The sequence below is a fragment of the Dendronalium phyllosphericum CENA369 genome (assembly GCF_016056275.1).
GTDB lineage: Bacteria > Cyanobacteriota > Cyanobacteriia > Cyanobacteriales > Nostocaceae > Dendronalium > Dendronalium phyllosphericum.
Map to the genome: position 1 here is coordinate 74,804 of NZ_JAECZA010000224.1, position 19,030 is coordinate 93,833.

General features: G+C 42.6%; 17 protein-coding genes. 8 read left to right on the forward strand and 9 right to left on the reverse strand.

The window, feature by feature from the left end; all coding sequences use genetic code 11:
• Nucleotides 1-117: 117 nt before the first annotated feature.
• Nucleotides 118-510 (reverse strand): DUF1830 domain-containing protein, encoded by a 393-nt coding sequence (locus I8752_RS24855; protein ID WP_214434908.1) that lies wholly within the window; start codon nucleotides 508-510, stop codon nucleotides 118-120.
• Between the two features lie 521 nt (nucleotides 511-1,031).
• On the opposite strand from I8752_RS24855, the gene I8752_RS24860 reads away from it, so the two are divergent.
• From I8752_RS24860 to I8752_RS24870, 3 genes are all read left to right on the forward strand, one after another.
• Nucleotides 1,032-2,624 (forward strand): photosystem II high light acclimation radical SAM protein, encoded by a 1,593-nt coding sequence (locus tag I8752_RS24860; protein ID WP_214434909.1) that lies wholly within the window; start codon nucleotides 1,032-1,034, stop codon nucleotides 2,622-2,624.
• 154 nt (nucleotides 2,625-2,778) lie between these two features.
• Nucleotides 2,779-4,176 (forward strand): DICT sensory domain-containing protein, encoded by a 1,398-nt coding sequence (locus I8752_RS24865; protein ID WP_214434910.1) that lies wholly within the window; start codon nucleotides 2,779-2,781, stop codon nucleotides 4,174-4,176.
• Nucleotides 4,173-4,814, forward strand: coding sequence for a pentapeptide repeat-containing protein (locus tag I8752_RS24870; RefSeq protein WP_214434911.1), 642 nt, complete (start codon nucleotides 4,173-4,175; stop codon nucleotides 4,812-4,814). The genes I8752_RS24865 and I8752_RS24870 overlap by 4 nt, the downstream gene beginning before the upstream one ends.
• A gap of 485 nt (nucleotides 4,815-5,299) precedes the next feature.
• Here the strand turns inward: I8752_RS24870 and I8752_RS24875 are convergent, their stop codons facing one another.
• The 5 genes from I8752_RS24875 to clpS form a co-directional block, all read right to left on the reverse strand.
• Complete coding sequence (locus I8752_RS24875) at nucleotides 5,300-5,875, reverse strand: Uma2 family endonuclease (protein WP_214434912.1); 576 nt, start codon at nucleotides 5,873-5,875, stop codon at nucleotides 5,300-5,302.
• A gap of 91 nt (nucleotides 5,876-5,966) precedes the next feature.
• Nucleotides 5,967-6,566 (reverse strand): S1 RNA-binding domain-containing protein, encoded by a 600-nt coding sequence (locus tag I8752_RS24880; protein WP_225895888.1) that lies wholly within the window; start codon nucleotides 6,564-6,566, stop codon nucleotides 5,967-5,969.
• 105 nt (nucleotides 6,567-6,671) lie between these two features.
• On the reverse strand, nucleotides 6,672-7,088 hold the full coding sequence (locus tag I8752_RS24885; protein ID WP_214434913.1) for a hypothetical protein: 417 nt from the start codon (nucleotides 7,086-7,088) through the stop codon (nucleotides 6,672-6,674).
• Nucleotides 7,089-7,170: 82 nt separating this feature from the next.
• Nucleotides 7,171-7,998 carry a CPBP family intramembrane glutamic endopeptidase gene (locus I8752_RS24890; RefSeq protein WP_214434914.1) on the reverse strand — a complete coding sequence of 276 codons (828 nt, stop codon included), beginning with the start codon at nucleotides 7,996-7,998 and terminating at the stop codon, nucleotides 7,171-7,173.
• A gap of 174 nt (nucleotides 7,999-8,172) precedes the next feature.
• Nucleotides 8,173-8,454, reverse strand: a complete 282-nt coding sequence (gene clpS / locus I8752_RS24895; RefSeq protein ID WP_214434915.1) for an ATP-dependent Clp protease adapter ClpS — start codon at nucleotides 8,452-8,454, stop codon at nucleotides 8,173-8,175.
• 481 nt (nucleotides 8,455-8,935) lie between these two features.
• Between clpS and I8752_RS24900 the strand changes: the two genes are divergently transcribed.
• Nucleotides 8,936-9,298 (forward strand): hypothetical protein, encoded by a 363-nt coding sequence (locus I8752_RS24900; RefSeq protein WP_214434916.1) that lies wholly within the window; start codon nucleotides 8,936-8,938, stop codon nucleotides 9,296-9,298.
• Nucleotides 9,299-9,340: 42 nt separating this feature from the next.
• On the opposite strand, the gene I8752_RS24905 is transcribed toward I8752_RS24900, so the two are convergent.
• Nucleotides 9,341-10,516, reverse strand: coding sequence for an LL-diaminopimelate aminotransferase (locus I8752_RS24905; protein ID WP_214434917.1), 1,176 nt, complete (start codon nucleotides 10,514-10,516; stop codon nucleotides 9,341-9,343).
• Between the two features lie 225 nt (nucleotides 10,517-10,741).
• Nucleotides 10,742-10,942 (reverse strand): hypothetical protein, encoded by a 201-nt coding sequence (locus I8752_RS24910; protein ID WP_214434918.1) that lies wholly within the window; start codon nucleotides 10,940-10,942, stop codon nucleotides 10,742-10,744.
• A 462-nt stretch (nucleotides 10,943-11,404) separates the two neighbouring features.
• Between I8752_RS24910 and I8752_RS24915 the strand changes: the two genes are divergently transcribed.
• The 4 genes from I8752_RS24915 (at nucleotide 11,405) to I8752_RS24930 (ending at nucleotide 17,925) form a co-directional block, all read left to right on the forward strand.
• The gene (locus tag I8752_RS24915; RefSeq protein ID WP_214434919.1) at nucleotides 11,405-11,734 is read left to right on the forward strand and encodes an STAS domain-containing protein; all 330 of its coding nucleotides are present in this window, start codon (nucleotides 11,405-11,407) and stop codon (nucleotides 11,732-11,734) included.
• A 156-nt stretch (nucleotides 11,735-11,890) separates the two neighbouring features.
• Nucleotides 11,891-14,620: a TIGR03936 family radical SAM-associated protein gene (locus tag I8752_RS24920; protein WP_214434920.1), complete on the forward strand. Its 2,730-nt coding sequence runs from the start codon at nucleotides 11,891-11,893 to the stop codon at nucleotides 14,618-14,620.
• 551 nt (nucleotides 14,621-15,171) lie between these two features.
• Nucleotides 15,172-17,256 (forward strand): Rne/Rng family ribonuclease, encoded by a 2,085-nt coding sequence (locus I8752_RS24925; protein WP_214434921.1) that lies wholly within the window; start codon nucleotides 15,172-15,174, stop codon nucleotides 17,254-17,256.
• Nucleotides 17,257-17,265: 9 nt separating this feature from the next.
• Complete coding sequence (locus I8752_RS24930; protein WP_214434922.1) at nucleotides 17,266-17,925, forward strand: ribonuclease HII; 660 nt, start codon at nucleotides 17,266-17,268, stop codon at nucleotides 17,923-17,925.
• 83 nt (nucleotides 17,926-18,008) lie between these two features.
• Here I8752_RS24930 and I8752_RS24935 read toward each other — a convergent pair whose 3' ends face one another.
• On the reverse strand, nucleotides 18,009-18,596 hold the full coding sequence (locus I8752_RS24935; protein WP_214434923.1) for a DUF1997 domain-containing protein: 588 nt from the start codon (nucleotides 18,594-18,596) through the stop codon (nucleotides 18,009-18,011).
• Nucleotides 18,597-19,030: the final 434 nt, after the last annotated feature.

A 19,030-nucleotide genomic window follows, 5' to 3' on the forward strand; every position in this document is an offset into this window, starting at 1 on the left:
GAGGGAGATGAGGGAGACAAGAAATAATAACTCCTGCCTTGTACTTCTGACAACTGACACCTAAATAAAAAAGGCTGCTGAATTTCAGCAACCCTAAAATGAAATAAAATTGTTTTTTTAATCTACGGATGCTAAACCAGCGACTGTTAAGGATCTTGTTGTATCTCCAGTTGTTGTCTTAATTGATTGCACCATTGGATTTTTACTGATAGGGTCGTTCCCTATGGAGTCTGTATTAAACTCTCTACTGTTAGGATCGTTAATCGCAAGGCGATCGCAAGGAATTTTATCCGATAATATAGCACTTGCCATCATCCCCGTATGAATCTCCATATGAGCTTCATACGGTGCTTCAAACACGAGACGTTGTCCAGGAAAAACAACTCTTTCAAAGTACCAGTTAGGAATATTGGAGATGCGGGCCACCTGGATTTTGCTCGTGGCATTAACGTAGCAGCAGAGAATGTTCCCCGATTGTTCAGGTGGTAGTGGATCTAATATTTGAGCCATAACTGCTGAGGAGCTTTACGCCACAATTTTACATTACACAACCAAAGCTAACACTTGGCGATCCCCAGATGTTGTAACTCCGACTACCAACTGAAATTTTCTACGTTATTTATATCTAAAGATATGTTCAGGTTATGAAAATTTTATAAAAAAACTCGCTTCTTTGAAAATTATACATTATGGCAGATAAATTTTCAGATTTTTTGCGGAGGTAAATATAATTCAGTTACGCTATCTCACCTTCTATTTGAGAATTTTTCGGTTTCACCTAATTCCTTAGATTTATCGGCAGCGATCGTCGCTTAATGAATAGACTCAATGTTATGGTAAAGATATATGAAATTTTTTCATAAAACCTATCTGTCTTGTTTGCAAATTTAGCTATTACCAAAGTTGTCAGTAACCGATCGACTTGGTTCAGAAGTCGGCTTAAATGTCAAGCACGATTGCAGCAAGTCAGGATAAACAAAAGAAACATAGTTTAAAACTAGATGTCTCGCTTCCCCTTCAAGAACGGCAAGATGGAAGTTAAAAACCCCATGATGGAAAATCGAATTCTCTACGTTCGCCTTCCCTGTAACCCCATTTTTCCTATTGGGGTTGTCTATCTGTCAGATCATGTCCACAAGCAGTTTCCTCAAATCGAACAGCGCATTTTTGATTTGGGAACAGTACCACCTCTAGATTACACTTTTGCCCTCGATCGCTGTGTTGATGAATTTCAGCCGACACTGCTAGTCTTTTCTTGGCGAGACATTCAAATTTATGCCCCAGTCGGTGGGCGTGGTGGAAATCCACTGCAAAATGCCTTTGAATTTTATTACGCTAAAAATCCCTTGGTAAAATTACGCGGGGCATTAGGCGGTTTGCGAATTTTCATTGCCTACTATGTAGAGTTATGGCGCAACTTAGGATTAATCAAGCGCGGTTTAAAACGCGCCCAAAAATATAATTCTGATGCTCGTGCAGTTGTCGGTGGCGGTGCAGTCAGCGTATTTTACGAACAGTTGGGTAAAAGCTTACCCCAAGAAACCATTATTTCTGTAGGTGAAGGGGAAACCCTACTAGAAAAACTCTTAAGTAACAGAGACTTTCGAGATGAACGCTGTTACATTGTGGGAGAAAGTCAACCACGGCAACGGTTAATTCACGAACAACCCACCCCCCTAGAAAAAACCGCCTGCGATTACGACTATATAGAAAACATTTGGCCGGAATTTAACTATTACCTCCAAGATCGAGACTTTTATATCGGCGTACAAACCAAACGTGGTTGTCCGCATAACTGTTGTTATTGTGTCTACACCGTTGTCGAAGGTAAACAAGTACGCATCAACCCAGCCGAGGAAGTAGTTGCTGAAATGCGCCAGTTGTACAAGCGCGGTATTCGCAACTTCTGGTTTACCGATGCCCAATTCATTCCCGCACGCAAATTTATCGATGATGCTGTGGAACTGTTGCAGAAAATTGTTGATTCTGGTATGACAGACATCCATTGGGCAGCGTACATCAGAGCCGACAACTTGACACCCCAGTTGTGTGAGTTGATGGTAAAGACGGGAATGAACTATTTTGAAATCGGCATTACCAGCGGTTCTCAAGAACTCGTGCGGAAAATGCGGATGGGATACAACCTGAGAACAGTCTTGCAAAACTGCCGTGACTTAAAAGCAGCTGGGTTTCAAGATTTAGTTTCCGTTAACTACTCGTTTAACGTCATTGACGAACGTCCCGAAACCATTCGCCAAACCATCGCCTATCACCGCGAACTAGAAAGAATTTTTGGTGCAGATAAAGTCGAACCTGCTATCTTTTTTATCGGACTACAACCTCACACCCATTTAGAAGAATATGCCTTCAAAGAAGGTATCCTCAAACCAGGGTACAATCCTATGAGTTTAATGCCCTGGACAGCTAAAAAACTCCTTTGGAATCCCGAACCTCTCGGTTCCTTCTTTGGAGAAGTCTGCTTGCAAGCTTGGCAACAAAATCCCAACGATTTCGGACGCGAAGTTATGAAAATATTAGAAGAAAAGTTGGGTTGTGCTGACTTAGAAGCGGCTCTTTCTGCTCCCATAATAACGAAAGATAAACAGCTAGCAAGTGTATTATAGAATACAATACGAGAGACTAGGGGCTGGAGATAAGGTTAAACAGTAAAGGGCAAAGGATAATTACTTTTCCCCTTACCCCCGCCCCTTATCCCCAGAGGGAACCCTACCTTTGCCTTTTCTAATCCCCAATTGCCAATCCCTTTAAACAAGCCCTATGTTAGAAGGTTCGATTTTACAACAGCTAAAAACAACACATAACCATAGTACTAGACCAATCCGATTTGGGGTGTATTACAAAAATACCCTAGTATCTCTGTGCCATGCTTTAGAAGATCATATTTTAAGTGACGACAGTACACCCTTAGTAATTACAGCTTTTCAACGGGGTAAATGGTATCTGCAAGAAGCAGATCGATACGCAGATATCGCTAAGTACAGCCGTGAAATCGTTATCATGGCATCTTCAGATACAGGTTTTGTCGAACATCCCACAAGCCAACTGCCCAATGTAGACTTAGTAGCATTAGATACAAGCGATCCAGTGGCACAAGAGTGGCACTTAATTATTCTGTCGTCTAAATACACAGCAATGGTACTTTGTCAAGAAATATCAGAAGCTGATTATGGAGAAGCAGGACTACCAGCTTCGGACATAGAGCGTAAATTCTATGGCTTATGGACATTTGAACCAGAGTTAGTCAAAGAAACAGCAGAATTAGCGATCGCTCACATTCAACAATACAATCCAGAACTAGCGCAAAAACTGACAACTTACAAACAGGAAATTGTACCTGCGATCGCTAAACCGGAAAATTTGAGTGCCGTTGTCTCCCGCGTAGTAGACTATCTCCAGATCGGTCAGGATAATTTAACCATCCCTACAGCCCTGCGCCAACAATCGCTAGACCGTAACTTGGTTTCTAACGAAATCCAAGCATTTTTGCGGATGGCACAACTCATGGACATAGCAGATGTCAACAATCCCCTAGCTGCGGCAGAAGTAGTCGTACTTGCCGAGACAATGGGGCAGCTTTTGGATCTTCCTGCATGGCAAATTAAAAGACTGCGATTAGCAGGTTTACTGCATCGCATAGATCCGCTACAAAAAGCAGAAAGCATTCTCACTCCTGGTACATCCACACGCTACCACGAAGATGCCTCCAATACTGCCTTAAGTTGTCCTCTCGTACCAGGCGCGCAAGTATTGCGAACCATGCCACGATTGCGAGCAGTTGCCCAAATTATTACTCACCAAACCGAGTGGTGGAATGGAACGGGAGAACCAGCAGGTTTAGCTGGAGATGAAATTCCTTTAGAGTCGAGAATTTTGGCATTATTGGCAGACTTTCAATGGCGAGTAAATCAGCAAAAATCGTCGAATCAAAGTCGAGAACAAATATTTACTCAAGCTTTGGATGAGTGCAGACAACAACAATCCACCCGCTTTGACCCTAAACTTTTAGATACCCTAGCTTTGTTAGTTATGGGTTTGCAGCAAGGACTCGACTTGCCCATAATGATACCAAAAGTTAGCACCGGCATCTGGCTGCTTGATTCCCAATGGGATAGCCACAGCAAGACTAGTGAGGAGATTAGTAGTTACCCCAAATGAATATTGAAGCCATTAAATCAGGAAAACTCAAACAACTTCCTGGAGCAAATTTAGAAGATGAGGAACTTTCCCAACTCGATTTAAGCCGCATTAACCTTGCTGGCGCTACCCTTGTTGGTGCTAATTTCAATGCTTCCAAACTAGAAGGTGGACATTTGGAGGGAGCAAATTTAATGGGAGCGAACTTACAAGCAACTGACTTGCGAGCAAACCTCATGGGAGCGAACTTGATGCAAGCAGATTTGACGAGTGCTGATTTGCGAGGTAGCAATTTGCGCGGTGCAAACTTGATGGGAGCCAGACTTAGCGATGTGTCTTTAGCAGGAGCTTTCTTGAGTGGTGCGAATTTGATGAACGTCAACTTGCAAGGTGTAGACTTGCGGGGTGCTGACTTGCGGGGTGCTAACTTAACTGGCGCAAATCTCAAAGGTGCAGACTTGAGCCGTACTGATTTGCAAGGAACGTTATTGAGTGAAGCGAATCTTGAAGAAGCTGATTTAAGGGGGGCGAATTTGGCGGGAGCGAATTTGACAGGGGCAAATTTGCTTTGTGCAGAATTAGAAGGAGCAAATTTGAACGGCGTTAATATGGATAGAGCATGTTTGGTAGGTACAATTGCAGCAGAGGCAGCTTCTTAAATTTAAAGCATCACGACTTCTGGAAAAAACTGCATATCAGTTCGCCAGGGTCGTTATGTTTAAATGCTAAAACAGTCCCATCTCGCTGAACTTTAACCCCAGCCCGACAGTTGTACACTTCCATTGGTCTTTTCACTCCATCGACGCTAACCACTGCTCTATATTCCCAATAATTTTTGGCACTGCGATTAATACTAATAATGCAAATCCTGTGACCTCCGTAATTACGGCATACGGATGCCAAAGCTGGAAGCGCCACTGAGCAGGAAAGTATCAGTAGGAACACAAGAACAACAAATTTGACCATATCGGGACTTAATAAAATAACGCAAATAATCCTGTATTAACTGGCGTTATATTGTGTTCGGTTAAAGACTTATCATTAAGACCGCAGGAGGGCAGAGGTGCAGAGGGGAGGGGTTTTCAGGCTATTTCAACGCTAATTTTTGTATCGAGCATTAACACTTTTTTAGTCAGGCGATCGCTTAATTTAGAATCTGGGCCAAATCCAGCACAAACCCAGGTAGTACATCTTCTCCAGACAAACTAGTGGGGGATTGTAAAACCTCGATATCTCGATCTGGACGGTAAATTTCTACTCGCTGGTTTTGGGGGTCAATTAGCCAACCTAGACGTACACCATTATCAATGTACTCTTGCATTTTTTGTTGTACAGTCTTCAAACTATCATTAGCAGAGCGTAATTCTACGGCAAAATCAGGAGCCATTGGTAAGAACTTCGCCGGATCTGGGTTGAGGGCTGCTAATCTTTTGCGACTTACCCAAGATGCATCAGGCGATCTGTTAGCACCATTGGGAAGTTTGAAACCTGTTGAAGAATCAAAAGCTAGCCCTGTACCATTAGCTTCAGCCCAAAACTCTACCCTGGCTGTCAGTTTTGAATTACGATTTCCACTTTCCCATCCAGTTGGTGGCATAATAATCAGTTCTCCCTCTGCCGTGCGCTCAAGGCGCAGATCGCGATTATTCTGGCAAAGTTGGAAGAACTGGTCATCTGTTAGCTCAATAGTAGGACTTAAGTTGAGAATTAGGGCAGTCATAATTGCTTCTCAAGCTTGATAAATGTAGTTTAGCATTTGCCGTTGTAGTTCCTTTGGGGACAGATGCGATCGCAAATAATTCCAATATTCTTTAATTTTCACAACTTTCTAGAACAACTCGACCATTTTTACGATCTAGTTCGGCGATTATTGCTTTTAAATGGTCATTAATTTTGAAAATTTGGTTTGGATGGTCAACAGATGGATGGAACATTTTTGAGGTTGGCAACAAAGCATATAAATCTCCAATATCAACGAACACACCATAATCTTTGATGCTCCGTATAGTGCCGCTTACAACTTGACCAACCTGTAATTGCCTGAGTCTGATTGAAACAGAACGATGGAGCAGTACTAAGCGATTATACTCCTCTATCACTTCTATAATTTTGAGCGGAAGTTCCTCCCCTACTACTAATTCCTCTCTATGCTTATCAACATGAGTAAGAATTACTCCACGCAAACCCTCTATTTTCACTAATGCACCCCTTGAAGTTTTTTTAAAGATTTTTCCATATACTGTTACATCCTCAGCTTGCAATTGTCGTACCCGTTCCCATGCTATTCGCAGTTCTAGTTTGCGAATTGAAAAAGAAACCGTTGCTGGATGCTCTTGAGAACATAAGAACCAGGAAATTCTTACTGAGAAGCCGTGTCCACGAACATCAAGAATCTTAGTGTGTACGATCAAGTCTTCTCTATCCCTCTTCTGTCAGTCTCCGAAAACATTTGCCATTTCTGAATTCTAGAGCTTTTGTACAGCAAGCGATCGCGCGATTATTTTCTAATAACAAATTCAAGAGCAATTTTTTTCTAATAGTATAGGTTGTATTGATTGCCTCGTGAGACTTCTAGCAATCGCCCTCACGGAGAGTGACAGAAGAGGGCTATTTATGGGATGGCCACATTTTTCAGAAGCCAGATCCAATGTAATCTCGTACAAGCGATCGCTATCTTTTAGTGTCTCAGGCGAACAATTTGAGAAGAAAATATCGTGTTCGCCATCGTAATTTCCCACAACCAAAAATTCTCGGATTTCATTTAGTTGCACGGCTTCTTCTGGGGCCTGAATCTCAGCGAATGATAGCTCTATTATTGGAACATAAGCTAGTTTATCGGTATAAAAATCCACTAGAACACCTGTAGGCTCCAGCTTAATAATTTTTCCAGTGGTGACATTGTCGATTTGAAAGTTAGCTATATTAAAGCTCATAGCATCCTGAGATTCAAATCACTGATTATAGAAATCATTAGGTTCCACAAGTCTTAAATGTCCAAATCAGCCAGTACTCGTATTATCGCGATCGCTGAGTTCTCCCTCGTATCCACAACGCCAGCACACTCATCAGTAATACCCCCATCATCCCTTGCAAGGGATTATTATTTATACCAGGCACCCAATCGGGAACTTTACCAGAATATTTTATTAATTCGCCAATATTAATAATGTAATAGCCCCATACTAAACCACCATGCAAACCCATTGGCAAGCCCAAGCGTCCCCGCCGCCAACGCTTTCCCCATACCTGCGTTAATCCCAACAGTACTAAAGCTGGAAATTGCGGCAGTGTTTGAATAATTGCCTTTAGCGGTTTAATGAAATGCAATGTAGCAAATACAATAGCATCTGTCCAAAGCGCTACACGCGGGCTGTAATCTCGTTGCAACTCATCTAGCAACCAGCCTCTAAATAACAGTTCCTCAGCAAAGCCAATACCTAAACCGACGATTAAACCCTCTAAAACTATTTTCAGCAAAAAAACTTTTGGTTGTTGCCACACTAGCCAACCTAAAAAGCCTTGTATCCCAAAAAGTATGAGAATGTTTATTAGCCCTAGAGCTAAACCGCGCAGTAAATCAACACCGTTTTGCCGTGTCAGTTCTAAGCCATACTGCTTTAGTATTTGAGGTTGCTGGTAGACATGCTTACCCCAAAGTTTGAGTAGAACAATAAACTCCACATATAGCAACACCATTGTCAAGATACTTACTAAGTTTGAATCACGTACTAGTAAGTAAATTGGTGCAGCGAAAGGCAACCACAGCAGCAACAAAGTCAAAATAAAATAACCCAGCCTTAGAGGGGCAGGGCGTTGGGCTAAAGAGACAAGGTTGATTTTCATACTGGTCAGTTGTCAGTTGTTAGTTGTCAGTTATTTTTCACCATTAACAACTGACTAATAACTTAGTCGTTAGTTGTTGATTTTCCCACTCACCACTGACAACTGACCCTTCGGGTTCGCAGTCGCCTGCGGAGGGAAACCCTCCCGCAGCGCTGTCTCACCACTGACTAATAACTATTCATCAGGTTCAATGGTGCTGCTTAATCCGTGACTTTTCAATGTTTCGCAATAAAATTCAGCATGTTCTTGAGCGCAAGTAATTACCAAAGCTAGCCCGTTAGTATGGGCTTCCATCATGATACTAACAGCTTGAGGCTGGGTAAGACTTGGCACTGTAGTTAATAGCACCTGTACCACGTGCTCCATAGGGTTGTAGTCGTCGTTATGGAGCAAAACACGATACCGAGGCGCGAGTTTGCGGGATGTAGAACGCTTCTCAATAGTTTCGACTGACACGGCTTTTTGCTCTTTTCTCGCTGATTTACTACAACAGATTTTCTGTTTAGTGTTTACTTAACAGTTATTTACCTATTCTATAGCATCTCCATACTAAACTTTATGACACCATCACAATCTCCTGCTAAAGAGACAGTACGATCGCAACACATAAGCTAAAGCGCATTTAATTTTCAGAAATACTCACAGCGGTCAACAGTCAACTTTGGTCAATAGACTTCTTACAGAAGTCGGTAAAAGAGTAAGGGGGAAAGAAATAAAAAAACCTTTAACCTTTGCCCTTTGCCCACAAGAATGCAAAAGTTACTTTTGTTCATAGGTCTAATCTGCAATTTCAAAGCGTAACAGCTTATGTGTATGACATTACAGCCCTGAGAGTGCTAAAGTTAATGTTAAAGTATACATTCTCAAAGCCATTGCCTGCTTACAAGCTTAAAAAAGCTGCAATAAAATCCTTGTCAATGCCCTAGTCGTGTAATTTATGGACATGAGCCTAGACTTTCAACCAGGACAAATTGTGTCTTTAGAGTATGGCGACAAGAATCTATATGCAGAAGTCATTCAAGTCGTGGTTTCCCGTCAGTTGTGCTGGGTGCGTCCCTTATTGCTAACTACTCATACCCCAGATTTACCGCTAGTTACCGATTTACGAGATGCGCCTGACCTACTTTGGCCCGTGAAATTATTTCGACCAGCCTTAGACACAGAAGTAATTACCATTTTGAGTCAGGTTTTAGCAAAAGAACCAAAAGCTGAACTGGACTTAGCTGCCAAACAACAACTTAATCAATTTATTCATCAACTTTGGCAAGCATATCAAGAGGAACTGGGTACTGAAGACTAGCCTATTTTGCTTACCTTTGCCAATACCCAGTGTTCAGCGGTTTTAACCGTCGTAGCGAATACCAGCATCTTCAAGACGTTGGATAGCTTCGTGCATCCGTTCGTCAGGAATAGTTAAAGCAATTCGGAAAAAACCTTCTCCTGCTGCACCGTAACCATTACCTGGAGGCACGAGAATGCCACATTTGTCAAGAAGCAAAGTCACAAATTCCATTGAAGAATATCCTGGAGGTACGGGTAGCCAAACATAAAGGGTAGCTTTTGGAGGTTCAATCGGCCAGCCTAGAGATTGCAGTCCTTTAACTATGATGTCACGACGCTTTTGGTAAACAGACATCACAGCTTGCAGTTCTGCTTCATTAGTAGAGTAAGCTGCGATCGCAGCTTTTTGAATTGCCTTAAATACCCCAGAATCTACGTTAGTCTTTACCTGTCTTAAAGCTTGAATACCGATGGCATTACCAACTGCAAAACCAATCCGCCAACCTGTCATATTATACGACTTTGACAAACTGTGAAACTCAATAGCTACATCTTTCGCTCCTGCAACTTGTAGCACGCTCGGTGGTTTGTAGCCATCGTATGCCATTTCAGAGTAGGCATGGTCGTGACACAATAAAATATCGTACCGCTTGCAAAAAGCTACCAATTCCTCAAAAAACTCTAGCGTTGCCAATGCTCCTGTGGGATTATTAGGATAGTTAATCCACAAAAGTTTGGTCTTGTAGGCGATTTCTTCAGAAATTGCGCTCAAATCAGGCAAAAAGTTGTTTTCTGCCTTCAAAGGCATAGTAAAAGGCTCGCCACCAGCAAAAATTGTGGAAGTTCGATATACGGGATAACCAGGATCTGGTATCAGCGTATAATCTCCTGCTTCCACAAAGGCTAAAAAGGTATTGTGTATTGCTTCCTTAGAACCGATAGAAGAGATTACCTCTGCATATGGGTTTAAGCCCGTTATCCCAAATCGACGTTCCATCCACTTAGCCGCCGCCTCCCGAAATTCTTGCATACCCTGATAGGGAGGATAATTGTGGTTAGAAGCGTCATCAATCGCCTCATGCATTACTTGGAGAATACGAGCAGGAGTAGGTTTATCCGGATCGCCTACTGCCAGATTAATGATGTCAACTCCCTTGGCTTCTAGTTCTTCTCGTTTGCGATTAATTTCAGCAAACAAATAGGGAGGAATTTTTTCTAAGCGTTTAGCGGGCTGCATGGCGACTTACTACTAATGCAAATTGTAGATGCTCATTAGCACAGTTTACGCCACACCAGGTAACTAAATAGTAAACATTGCAGAAAAATACCAGCAATTCTATCGCGCTTTTTATCGGTACTGCTGTTATTGCAACTAGTGTTAACTATTTTGAAGCTTTGAGCTACGTTTTTGTCAATATAAACTTTGGATAGAAAAAGATTACAACATTAACCGACCATTAGACTAATATCCCCAGCTCGGAACCAGCTTCACTCTACCAGCATCCATCTCTGCCATTAATAATTCCAAAGCTTCATAGTCAACATCAGATATATAACCGTTTTCAGTCAGTTCAGAATTGATTTCATTTTCTATCTCAGGAGTTAGTTTTTTTATGTCCAGAGCTTTTTCTACTAATCGACGAATAGCATACTTAGTTCTCATCAGTAATAATCCAATTGTATATGGTACTAATTATCCAAGATAAAGCTCAGTATATAATGCGATCTAAATACCATTTCTTATGTGATCTAGATCACATAACGATTAAATGTTAACTTGCCATTAACCCGACCACATACCACCATCGATTGTGTAAGTCAGGGCATTTAATCTACCGCTATATCTTGACTGAATCGGCTTTATTTATAGACCAATCAAGAATTCCGAGCATTGTTACGGTTAATTGGTCTTCAGTGTGACTGTCTATGCTGATTGTTTTTGAACCGAAGCAAAAAAAAAGTATATATGAATACATTTCACCCTGTATTTATGACAATCTTTAAACAGAGGTACTAAAGCAATAAAGATTCAGCAAAGAGTTATAAGACGTATGGTCGATGTTGTAAAAAAGAGTTTATGTTCAAATAAATCTAGACTTTACATTCAATAACTCTAATATCGATAATGCAAGCATTAATAAAGTATCCAAAAATTACGGTAATTCGTCCTCAAGGCTTCCTGAATGCCACTAATGCCTTGGAACTAGAACGAGACATGACCGCAGCCTTAAGACAAGATGATGTTTCTATCTTGTTAATAGATTTAGCAGCAGTAGAATCCCTTGATAGTTCCGGCTTGATGGCATTGGTTTCTGCTCTAAAGCTATCTCAGAGTTTAGGAAGGAGTTTTAAGCTTTGCTCTGTGCCGCCATCAGTTAAGATAATTTTTGAACTAACCCAACTAGATGGCGTTTTTGAAATATCTGAAGACGAAGCTCAGTTGGCAGTTGCCTAAAATTCTTTAAAATACCGTAATTTAACATATAACGTGGCTTGAGCGCAAACTTTTGTAAAAGAGTTGTAAGTTGCTTGAACGAACCTGATTAATAGACCTAATCAATGCTAAGTTAAGGGTGATTAGCTGTAATTAAGGTAGCTAGAAGATAGCACAGTGGCTGTTGCAGTTGAAAAATTAATAACATCGGATATTTTAAAGCCAGCACGTTACCTGGGTAACGAACGCTTATCAATACATAAGCCGTGGGATACGGCTACAATCCGCTGGGTGTTAACTTACCCAGAGGTATACGAAGTCGGGGCATCTAATTTAGGACATATCATCCTCTATAACATCTTGAATGCCCAACCGCGACAGTTATGCGATCGCGCCTACCTCCCAGGACAAGACTTGGCGGGCAAACTCAGGGAAACACATACACCTTTATTTGCTGTAGAGTCAAAGCGATCGCTAACAGAATTCGACATTTTAGGTTTTAGCCTCAGCTATGAACTGGGAGCAACTAACATTCTAGAAATGTTGGATTTAGCTGGTATTCCCCTGACATGGAAAGAAAGGCAGAATAGAGGACGCGGGGACGTAGGGACGCAGGGACGCGGGGATAAAGGAGACGAGGGAGCAAAATCTTCTTTATATTTTCCATTGATTTTTGCAGGCGGACAAACAGCAACATCCAATCCAGAGCCATACGCTGACTTTTTTGACTTTTTCGCCCTTGGAGATGGCGAAGAGCTCCTTCCAGAAATTGGTTTGGTATTAGAAGAAACCAAACAAGCAGGATTGAACCGAGAACAGACCCTACTGGACTTGGCACAAATACCAGGAGTCTACGTTCCGCAATTTTACGACATGGCAGCGGATGGCTCAGTACATCCAAATCGCCCAGATGTGCCAAAACGAATTTTGCGACGGGTAGCAACTCCCATACCTGCTTATTCCATTGGGCTAGTTCCTTACGTACAAACGGTACATGACCGCTTGACAATTGAAATTCGTCGCGGTTGTACTCGTGGCTGTCGCTTCTGCCAACCAGGTATGCTTACCCGACCAGCGCGAGATGTGGAACCAGAGAAAGTAGTAGAAGCGATCGAACAGGGAATGCGGGCAACTGGTTACAACGAGTTTTCTCTACTATCTCTGAGCTGTTCTGATTATTTGTCTCTGCCAGCAGTAGGGATGGAAATCAAAAATCGCTTAAAAAATGAGAATATTTCTCTATCTCTACCTAGCCAAAGGGTAGATAGATTTGATGAAAATATTGCCAACATCCTTGGCGGTACGCGGCAAGGTGGGCTGACCTTTGCTCCAGAAGCTGGAACCCAGCGAATGCGAGATATCGTTAATAAGGGTTTGACCAATGAAGAATTGCTGCGGGGTGTGAAAACTGCTTGGGAGCAAGGCTGGGACAAAATCAAGTTGTATTTCATGATTGGCTTACCGGGTGAAACGGATGCCGATGTTGTAGGCATTGCGGAAACGGTAAGTTGGTTGCAGCGCTCATGTCGAGGTCAAGGGAGAAAACCCCTTAACTTTAATTTGACGATTTCTAACTTTACGCCCAAGCCCCATACCCCATTTCAATGGCACTCAGTTTCCACTGCGGAATTTAAACGCAAGCAAAACTTGTTGCGCCATGAATTCCGTAGGATGAGAGGAGTGAAAGTGAATTTCACCGATGTCCGGATTTCAGCTATGGAAGACTTTATCGGACGAGGCGATCGCACTTTAGGCAAAGTGCTGCGACGTGCTTGGGAATTGGGTGCTGGCATGGATTCCTGGTATGACAATTTAGATAAAGCTTTCACCGCTTGGGGAGATGCGATCGCCGAAGCAGGTCTAGACTGGAAATATCGCCAAGTAGAAAACGGCGAGTGGAATTTATTTCACACAGAGGATGAGGGAGGCGGGGGAGCAGAGGAGCAGAGGAGCAGAGGAGCAGAAGAAAATCAACTTCTAACTCCTAACTCACTTAGCACTCTACTCAGCACTACATTGCCTTGGGAGCATATCGATACAGGGATTGACAAAAAGTGGTTAGTGGAAGACTTACAACGCGCTCTAGAAGCTGCAACTGTACCAGACTGCTCTTTTGAAGGTTGTTCTCACTGTGGGGTTTGCGGTACAGACTTCGGTCATAATATTGTCATCGATCCGCCTGGTATTCCCCAATTTGCTGGCGAATTTGTCCCCAACACCACCAAGGTTCAACGGCTGCGTGTCTGGTTTGGCAAGCAAGGCGATATCGCTTTGCTGAGTCACCTAGACTTAATGCGTCTGTTTGATAGAGTTCTCAGACGAGCAAGTTTGCCAGTTGCTTTTACTGGTGGGTTTCATCCAAGTCCGCGGATCTCTGTAGCCAATGCCTTGGCTTTAGGAGCTACTAGCAGTGGAGAAATTGTGGACTTTGAATTGACTCAACCTGTGGAAATTGATACTTTCAAAGAACAGTTGATTCAAGAACTACCCACAGATATACCCATATATAATGTATTACAGCTGGATTTAAAAGCTCCCGCTGCTAGTCAAGTGATAGAAGCAGCAGAGTATTTGATAACTGTGGCAGCACTTGGTGAAGCAACACTTGTACAATGGCAGGACTGGATTAATACAATCAAAGCAAAAGATGAACTATGGTTGGAACAAACAACTAAATCAGGCAAGAGTCAATTAGTAAATCTGCGCTCGCGCTTGTTTGAACTGGAGTTAGTAGAAACTAACAGTAGCAAGGACGAGTCTACAGTTATCCTACGTTATGTGGGTAGCTGTCGCCCTGACGGTTTGCTGTTGCGCCCAGAACATATCGTGTCTATGCTAGAAATAGTATCTGGGACGGAATTTCAACTTCTACACATTCATCGCAATCAGCTAATTTTAGGAGTATAATCCCTAAAGGGTAACTTGCTAGTAGTTATCCTGATGTAGCACATCATGGGAATTGATTTTTAGCAAGGTTGCGTTAGAATGGTGTGAAGAGAAATTTTCTGGCGCTGCATTGAATGAACTGGTTCACTACCCTGGTACTCAGGGTGCGAAAGCAAAGATATTAGAGTGCAACTTCTAGGATTTTATCCCAGACAAACAACAGGCAGATTAAAGAACACTCTCTGTTTATAGCTACCGAACTAGTAACTATCGCAGGCTCCGTCGGCAACTCTTACCTATGCTTTTTAAAACAACTGCTGAATGCCTAATCCCTAGATGGTGAAGGTATGGCATTGCAAATCAACCATGGACGGTTGATTTATTTACTCAAACAATATGCAGCCGTTCTGGAATAATCAGGCGTGTCAACGCAATTCCCTGGTCAATAGCTCTTTAACTTTGAGCCTAAATTCACAATTTTTATTATCAGCAGCGCCTTTTGGGGCTGACAGGGGCAAGAGGCATAACTAACCTCCAAGCCCGTTGGTGCTGCCAGTTTTTGAGGAAATTGAATGCCGAAACAAATTATTATCGCGGAGCAGCATCAGATTGCTGCTGTCTTTTCTGAAGATCAAATACAAGAACTAGTTGTAGCTACGGGTCATCACCAAATAGGTGATATCTATTTAGGTGTAGTTGAAAATGTATTACCTGGGATAGATGCAGCTTTTGTCAACATTGGCGACCCAGAACGTAACGGCTTTATTCATGTAACTGACTTGGGGCCGTTAAAACTGAAGCGGACAGCAGCAGCAATCACAGAATTATTAGCACCACAGCAAAAAGTGTTGGTGCAAGTGATGAAAGAGCCAACGGGGACAAAAGGCCCGAGACTTACAGGCAACATCACTATGCCTGGACGTTACGTAGTACTAATGCCCTATGGCAGAGGTGTAAATTTATCGCGGCGGATTAAAAGTGAAAGCGAGCGTAACCGCTTGCGGGCGCTGGCAATCTTGATCAAACCGGCTGGGATGGGTTTGCTAGTCCGTACCGAGGCCGAAGGCAAGCCAGAAGAAGCGATTATGGAAGATTTGGAAGTGCTGCAAAAGCAATGGGAAGCCATTCAGCAAGAAGCACATTCCACCCGTGCGCCAGCACTGCTCAACCGGGACGATGATTTTATCCAGCGCGTATTGCGAGATATGTATGGCGCGGATGTGAATCGGATCGTAGTAGATTCTAGCACCGGCTTAAAGCGGGTCAAGCAGTATTTGCAAAACTGGAGTGGGGGCCAGACACCGCAGGGATTGTTAATTGACCATCACCGCGATCGCTCGCCGATTTTAGAGTACTTCCGGATCAATGCAGCAATTAGAGAAGCTCTCAAACCCAGAGTAGACTTGCCTTCTGGAGGTTACATTATTATTGAACCGACAGAAGCATTAACAGTAATTGATGTTAACTCTGGTTCCTTTACGCGATCGGCAACAGCTAGAGAAACAGTTTTGTGGACGAACTGTGAAGCGGCAACAGAAATCGCTCGTCAGTTACGGTTGCGAAATATTGCTGGGGTAATCGTCGTAGACTTCATTGATATGGAATCGCGGCGCGACCAATTACACGTCCTCGAACACTTTAACAAAGCACTGAAAGCAGACAAAGCTCGTCCCCAGATAGCTCAACTAACCGAACTAGGTTTAGTAGAATTGACCCGCAAGCGCCAAGGTCAAAACATTTACGAATTGTTTGGTGAAACTTGCCCCACTTGTGGTGGTTTAGGTCACGTTGTGCGTCTGCCTGGAGAAACCGAAAGCCGATTACCAACACCAGTAGAAATACCAGAACGTTTTATATCTCTGCCTCACCGAGAACCACGTCTGCCTGCTGCTCGCGTCACGGAAACACGGGAAACCTACGATGCATTTGCAGAGGGATTTGATAGCGACTCCGATCTAAGTGCTTTAAATTTAATCAATCATCCCAGCTATCAAGAACTTGGCGAGCATAATAAGCGTAGCATCCGCAACCGTCGCAAACGAATTGGTATTAATGGAGGGAATGGCAAGGATGAACCACGGATTGTTACTAATCCTTTAGGTTTTGACAACGACTCTGATTTAGATTTAGATAGTGAAGTAGAATCAGGGGCGACACCAGATATTCCCTCACCCAGCTTGGGTAAATCAGGTTGGGCTGAACGGGCAGAACGTCCTAAAACTACCAAAGTAGAGCCAGTTAAGCCAGTGGTAGAACCACCGGAGATTAGGACTGTAGAAATGACGCTAGACGAACAGGATGTTTTCGCCTTGATGGGAGTTTCTCCTCTTGTGAAGTTAGAGCAGGAGGTCAAAAATCCTAAGTCTGTAATTATTAACATTGTTCAGCCTGGGCAACTGCCAACAGCCCCAATAGAATCAACTCCCAACTCAATTGCTGAAATAGAAACTAGTGAAGTAAACACAAATACATTACAAGCTGAATTCAAAAAGAAATCCCTACCCGAAAAAGCGTCTGAGTCAGCAGAGGTGACGGCGGATCCTTCGGGAAGTGTAGCGATCGCCGAAGAAGTTGAAGTGGCTAGCACCCCTACTGAGAACCGTCGCCGTCGCCGTCGTTCGTCTGCGGTAGAGGATAGCTCCTTAGACGACAGTTAACTGAATTTTATGGTAACAGAACCAAGTACTGCTCTTGGTGCGTCAGCATCCAGCGAATTCAGTTGGCTGGAATTGTCTGCTATATCAATTATTCCAGGGTTGATTGCAGGTGTGGATGAAGTCGGGCGAGGTGCTTTATTTGGCCCTGTAGTTGCAGCAGCAGTCATTCTACCAACTTGTGCTTTTCCAGAATTGATGGCAGCTGATATTAAAGACAGTAAAAAGCTGTCTAGTTCTCGCAGAACTCAGCTAGCACAGTTAATTTCCGCGTTAGCTATTGACTGGAGAATTGGATTTGCTTCCACTGCTGAAATCGATCGAATAAATATTTTGCAGGCCACGTTATTAGCGATGAAGCGGGCTGTCCAGAAGTTGAAGGTACAGCCTGCAATTTGTTTGGTTGATGGCAATCAGTTAGTCAAAGAATTACTTTTACCTCAAAAAACAATAGTTAAAGGGGACGAGCGATCGCTTAATATTGCCGCAGCTAGTATTGTGGCTAAAGTTTGGCGTGACGAGTTGGTACTGCGTTTAGCAGCAAAGTATCCTATGTACGATATCGCGAGTAACAAAGGTTATAGTAGCCAAAAGCACTTGTTAGCGCTACGGAAATACGGGCCCTCCCCTCTGCATCGCAAATCCTTTCGTCCATGCCAAATTGAGTGTTAAGTAAGAGAAATCGGAGGTGTAGGGACAGAGCGGCAGAAGAAGATAAGATAACTGATTACTGCCTACTCTTAATAAATCAAAAATTACTCTATATTTAAAATTTGCAGTTCAGTACTGTTATTACCTATAGCTTGTTGTCTGGTTTGCGAACTCACCCAGTTTCGATAATCTGCCAAAAGTTGATGAAGCAATCTTTGCTTAACTGTCAACAGTACACTCTTGAGCAAACTATTGCCAGTAGCTTCTAAGATTGGTTTGGGGGTAAAGGAAAATGGTGGTGGCAGTTCTACTTGCACTTCTAAATCGGCTTTTCCTTGCAGACGAGTGCCAGTGCTGAACTGGTAGGGAGACAAATGTCCTTGTAAATTTAGAGCAAAGCGCTGATTAATATATTCAACACCAAGGATTTCACAACCTACCGATCGCAAATAGATCGCACCATTTGATTCTGCCCAAACTCGCATGTCTACAGTGGGTTGAATACTCAAAGACATAAAAGTTAAAGGACGCATTTTCAACCGAAATACTTCCTCGGAAAGTTGTTGAATCCGCTTGTTATCGACCAAAGCATTCACCAGACGTTGAGGCTGACGCAAGTAATGCTGAATGGGAATAGGCTGTTGTGGCACAGCAATTTCTACCGATTGAGAGGCAGTAAACTTGGTAGCCATGGTTTGAAGCAAGTTATTGTTTAATATTTCTATTATTAATTATTTTTTTATGTTTATTCTTTTTAATGCAATGAAAAAAATATTCATCTAGACTGATTTATTTCAAGGGGCGACAAACGCCTCTAAACCTAGCCAGATAAAGGTTTGAGAGGCACAGACCCCTTAACAAATGTGGGTACTTATTGAGAATGAACTGTACAGTTATTAAGCAGCTACCTGTAGGGTACAGTTTAATGGTAAAAAAGAACGGTCTCGTAATTTAATTAAGACCGTCGTCATAATGCTGGCATCATTCTACCAAAACTTTTTAGAAAAATACCTAAATAAAGCACAGTTAATCACTCTGAAAATGTTGGTGTGGTTGTTACAAAATCAGAAACAGGTGAAGATAGAAAGACAAACAAGAAAAGGAAGCTTGGTATTTATTAACTAAT

Bases quoted from the DNA above. Each gene is read 5' to 3' on its own strand.
- I8752_RS24915 (WP_214434919.1), top strand. From the start codon at position 11,405: ATGCAAGCATTAATAAAGTATCCAAAAATTACGGTAATTCGTCCTCAA.
- I8752_RS24870 (WP_214434911.1), top strand. From the start codon at position 4,173: ATGAATATTGAAGCCATTAAATCAGGAAAACTCAAACAACTTCCTGGA.
- I8752_RS24910 (WP_214434918.1), bottom strand. From the start codon at position 10,942: ATGAGAACTAAGTATGCTATTCGTCGATTAGTAGAAAAAGCTCTGGAC.
- I8752_RS24885 (WP_214434913.1), bottom strand. From the start codon at position 7,088: ATGAGCTTTAATATAGCTAACTTTCAAATCGACAATGTCACCACTGGA.
- I8752_RS24930 (WP_214434922.1), top strand. From the start codon at position 17,266: ATGGTAACAGAACCAAGTACTGCTCTTGGTGCGTCAGCATCCAGCGAA.
- I8752_RS24905 (WP_214434917.1), bottom strand. From the start codon at position 10,516: ATGCAGCCCGCTAAACGCTTAGAAAAAATTCCTCCCTATTTGTTTGCT.
- I8752_RS24900 (WP_214434916.1), top strand. From the start codon at position 8,936: ATGGACATGAGCCTAGACTTTCAACCAGGACAAATTGTGTCTTTAGAG.
- I8752_RS24855 (WP_214434908.1), bottom strand. From the start codon at position 510: ATGGCTCAAATATTAGATCCACTACCACCTGAACAATCGGGGAACATT.
- I8752_RS24860 (WP_214434909.1), top strand. From the start codon at position 1,032: ATGGAAGTTAAAAACCCCATGATGGAAAATCGAATTCTCTACGTTCGC.
- I8752_RS24875 (WP_214434912.1), bottom strand. From the start codon at position 5,875: ATGACTGCCCTAATTCTCAACTTAAGTCCTACTATTGAGCTAACAGAT.
- I8752_RS24890 (WP_214434914.1), bottom strand. From the start codon at position 7,998: ATGAAAATCAACCTTGTCTCTTTAGCCCAACGCCCTGCCCCTCTAAGG.
- I8752_RS24865 (WP_214434910.1), top strand. From the start codon at position 2,779: ATGTTAGAAGGTTCGATTTTACAACAGCTAAAAACAACACATAACCAT.
- I8752_RS24925 (WP_214434921.1), top strand. From the start codon at position 15,172: ATGCCGAAACAAATTATTATCGCGGAGCAGCATCAGATTGCTGCTGTC.
- I8752_RS24935 (WP_214434923.1), bottom strand. From the start codon at position 18,596: ATGGCTACCAAGTTTACTGCCTCTCAATCGGTAGAAATTGCTGTGCCA.